Source organism: Fundidesulfovibrio sp. (assembly GCF_058402725.1).
The window spans coordinates 1-3,591 of sequence record NZ_JBZVFJ010000229.1; the positions used below are offsets into that span (position 1 = coordinate 1).

Below are 3,591 nucleotides of genomic sequence, written 5' to 3' on the forward strand. Positions count from 1 at the left end.
CAGGCCCTGCGCGTGCATGTCGTGGAACCACTCGGCCCCGGTGTCCAGCGCGTATTCGCCCATGGCGGTGATGGCCCCCAGAGGCGAGCCGCTCCCAAGAGGCGCGGTGAAGGGCCGTGCGGCCCTGAGATCAACCAGGGCGCACCACTCGTTCACGCGGCAGGGCGGCAGGGGCCAGGGGTGGCGGCGGTAGTTGTCGTTGAACAGGCTCTCGTGCATGGGCGAGACGTGGTGCGGCCCGGAATAGTCGTGGGACGCGTAGAGGGCCGCGAGCTCCTCCAGGCCGGGGCGATAGTCCATGTGGCGGCCCTTGCCGCACTTCCCGGCGTAGTGGGCCGGACAGCCCATGCAGGCCCCCACGTCGCCGATGGCCACGGCGTCGCCCATGGCCTCCAGCATGGCCCCCACCACGTCGCCCCGGAAGAGGCAGTCGTTGTGGATAACCAGCAGACGGTCCTTGTCGCTGCGCTCCCAGGCGTACTGGTAGCGCACGGCCAGGCGCACGTCGTCGTCGGCCAGCTTCACGGGGTCCACGGAGCGGATCCAGTGGCAATAGCGGGGCTTGAACACCGTCAGCTTGGCGCGCAGCTTCTCCTTCACGCAGGTGAGCCCTTCGCTCTGCTGCGGCGAGTTGGCCGCCTCCTCCGCCAGGTAGATGCGGTCGATGTGTTTCCAGGAGTGGCGCAGCAGTGAGAAGAGGGTCAGGGTGGTCTGGTAGGGCTTGCCCAGCACGTTGATGGCGACGTCGATCTTGGCCATGGCTCCCGGTCCGGAATTGCGCTCCGGCGGCGCGGCGTGGCCGGGGCAGGTGTACGTCCGCAATCCCGGGACCGGTGGGACGATCCGGCCCGGAGGCCGCGTCGGCCAGCCTCCAAGATAGCGTACGCGCCCGCGCGGGGCAAGCTACCGCAAGTACGCCGCCAGCGGCGATGCGCTCGTGGCGTACGCGCCCGCACGGGCAAGATCCATGCGCTCTCCGGGACGCCTGCCGCCCCCGGGAGCGTCGTCGGCCACGCGCCGGATGCATGCGCCTGTAGGACGCCTCCTACCGGTTCGCAAGCGGCGCGGTTCCTGATAGGATGACGCCATGCCCTGCACGCACGCCCCCGGAGAGCGCCCGTGATGCGTCTTCCAGCCCGACTCGACGCGCGCCTTCGTCTTGCCGCAGGCGTCCGCCGCCTGCGCGAGCGCCTGGCGGTCTTCCGAACCGTGGCAGACGGCACCTACGACTGGGAACTCTGGATCGGCCCGGCCGGGGACGTGCGCTACGTTTCGCCCTCGTGCCTGCGGGTAACGGGCCGGCCGGCCGAGGCCGCGCGCGCAGAACCGGACTTCTTCCTCCGTACGGTCCACCCCGAGGACTATCCCGGCTGGCGTCGGCTCATGGAACAGAGCCTCGAGCGCGACGTGCCCTCCCTGGATTTCCGCATCCGCCGCGCGGACGGGGCGCTGGTCTGGCTGGCCCAGGAGACCACCCGGGTCTTCGGCCCCGACGGCTGCTTCAAGGGGCTGCGCCTGAGCCTGCGCGACGTGACCGACCGCGTGAGCGCCCAGCAGGCGCTGCGCGAGGCCCACGAACGGCTGGAGGAGCGCGTGCTCGAACGCACGGCCGAGTTGGACCGGACCAACCGGGAGCTGCGCACCGAAATCCGCCGGGGAAACCGCGCCCGCAAGGAGCTTGAACGCTCCCGCGAGCGCTTCCGCAGCCTCTCCACCTACCTCCAGCAACGCATCGAGGAGGAGCGCACGCGCATCGCCCGCGAAATCCACGACGAACTGGGACAGAACCTCACGGCCCTGAACATGGGCCTCTTCAGCCTGGAAGCGCCTCAGGCCCGTCCCGATCCGCAGCGCGTCGCCGCCCTGCGCCAGATCGTGGCGGGCACGGTCGAGAGCGTGCAGCGCATCGCCCGGGAGCTGCGCCCGGCCATCCTGGACGAGCTGGGCCTGGCCGAGGCCGTGGCCTGGCGCGCGCGCACCTTCCAGGAGGGCTCGGGAATCGTCGTGGACGTGGAGGCAGGCCCCGGCCTTCTGGGTGTGACGCCCGAGGTCTCCACGGCGCTCTACCGTGTTTTCCAGGAAGGGCTCACCAACGTGGCCCGCCACGCCGGGGCCACGCGGGTGCGCGTGCGCCTGGCGCGCTCCCGGGGCCGCCTGCGCCTGGAGGTGGCCGACGACGGCCGGGGCATGGACCCCAAGGCCCTGGACGAGCCCGGCTCTCTCGGGCTCACCGGCATGCGCGAACGCATCCGCGCGGTGGGAGGGAGCATGGACATCGGAGCCGCGCCCGGCGGAGGCACGCTCCTCTGCGCCTCCGTGCCCGAGAGGATGCCCCGCGCCGCACGGCGCAAGGCCTCTCCATGACCCGCCCGCTCCACGTGCTGGTGGTGGACGACCATGCCGTGGTGCGCCGGGGCGTGGTGGACATCCTGGCCGCCGCCCTGCCCGGCTGCTCCTTCGTCGAGGCCCCTGGCGTGGCCCTGGCCCTGGCCGCCCTGGAAGACCCGTGCGACCTGGCCGTGCTGGACATCTCCCTGCCCGACGGCAGCGGCCTGGATCTTCTGGAGTGGATCGCCGCCAACCGGCCGGGCCTGCCCGTGCTGGTGCTCAGCATGCACCAGGAGGCCGAATACGCCCGCCGCGCCCTGGCACTGGGGGCCAGGGGCTACCTGGGCAAGAACTCCGCCCCGCAGGAGCTTACCGAGGCCCTGGCCTGCGTCCTGGAGGGCCAGACCTACGTGAGCCCGGGCCTCTCGCCCGGCCTCGCGCCGCGCCAGGATCCACTGGCAGCCCTCTCCCGGCGCGAACGCGAGGTGATGCGTCTCCTGGCCCAGGGCCGCACCGTGAGCGACATCGCACGCGACCTGGACCTCTCCGTGAAGACAGCCAGCACCTACCGCAGCCGGATCATGCGCAAGCTGGGCCTGCGCACCGCCGCAGACTTCTACCGCCGCGCCCTCACCATGGGTCTCATGGACTGACCCTCTCCTGTCGGACGGTTCCGACAAAGTTGTCCGCGCCGGACAAGGCGCTATGGTCGCCGCACGCCCACGGGACATTTCCCTGGAGGTGACCCCATGATCGCGACCATGACAGCACTGCTGGCCCTCGCCGCCCTGCTCACCGGACTGGCCTTGGGCCACGCCGCGCGCCGCTCCGCCAGGCGCAAGCGTCTCCCGCGCGACTTCGATTTCGGCCTCTACAAGCGCACGGAGCCCAAATGAGCAGGGCCTCTCCGCAACAATTGCCGATTCGGGATTCCGGCGACCTGGCAAGGGATCGGCCGGACCTCTTCGACCTGCTCTTCGATCCGCCCTGGCTGGGAATTCCGGCCAGGGTCACGGCGTCGGCCCGCGCCCTGTCGCCCTCGGGCGGCTTCGTGGAGGTGTTCGTGTCCGTCGTGGACGGGAGCATCCGCGAAGCGGGCTTCCTCACGGACAGCCCGCCCTCGGCCTCCAATCCCGTCATGGCCCTGGCCTCGCTCTGGTGCGGGAGAGCGCGAGGGCTCACGCCGACCCAGGCCGCCCGGCTGGAGGCCCCGGACATCCTGGGGGGCGGCATGGAGCCCCTGGACGCGGCCCTGGAAGCGGC

General features: G+C 71.5%; 5 protein-coding genes. 4 read left to right on the forward strand and 1 reads right to left on the reverse strand.

Annotated features, from left to right (window positions below; translation table 11 throughout):
* A partial coding sequence (locus tag ACV4UX_RS17850; RefSeq protein ID WP_491594629.1) for a hypothetical protein occupies positions 1-759 on the reverse strand: 759 nt, incomplete at its 3' end.
* 363 nt (positions 760-1,122) lie between these two features.
* Here ACV4UX_RS17850 and ACV4UX_RS17855 point away from each other — a divergent pair.
* From ACV4UX_RS17855 to ACV4UX_RS17870, 4 genes are all read left to right on the forward strand, one after another.
* Positions 1,123-2,364: a PAS domain-containing sensor histidine kinase gene (locus ACV4UX_RS17855; RefSeq protein WP_491594630.1), complete on the forward strand. Its 1,242-nt coding sequence runs from the start codon at positions 1,123-1,125 to the stop codon at positions 2,362-2,364.
* Entirely contained in the window at positions 2,361-2,981 is a 621-nt protein-coding gene (locus tag ACV4UX_RS17860) for a response regulator (protein WP_491594631.1), read from the forward strand. The genes ACV4UX_RS17855 and ACV4UX_RS17860 overlap by 4 nt, the downstream gene beginning before the upstream one ends.
* A 96-nt stretch (positions 2,982-3,077) precedes the next feature.
* A complete protein-coding gene (locus ACV4UX_RS17865; protein ID WP_491594632.1) occupies positions 3,078-3,224 on the forward strand; it encodes a hypothetical protein in 147 nt (48 codons plus the stop codon).
* Positions 3,221-3,591: hypothetical protein (locus ACV4UX_RS17870; RefSeq protein ID WP_491594633.1), on the forward strand; the 371-nt coding region annotated here is incomplete at its 3' end. The genes ACV4UX_RS17865 and ACV4UX_RS17870, both read left to right, overlap by 4 nt.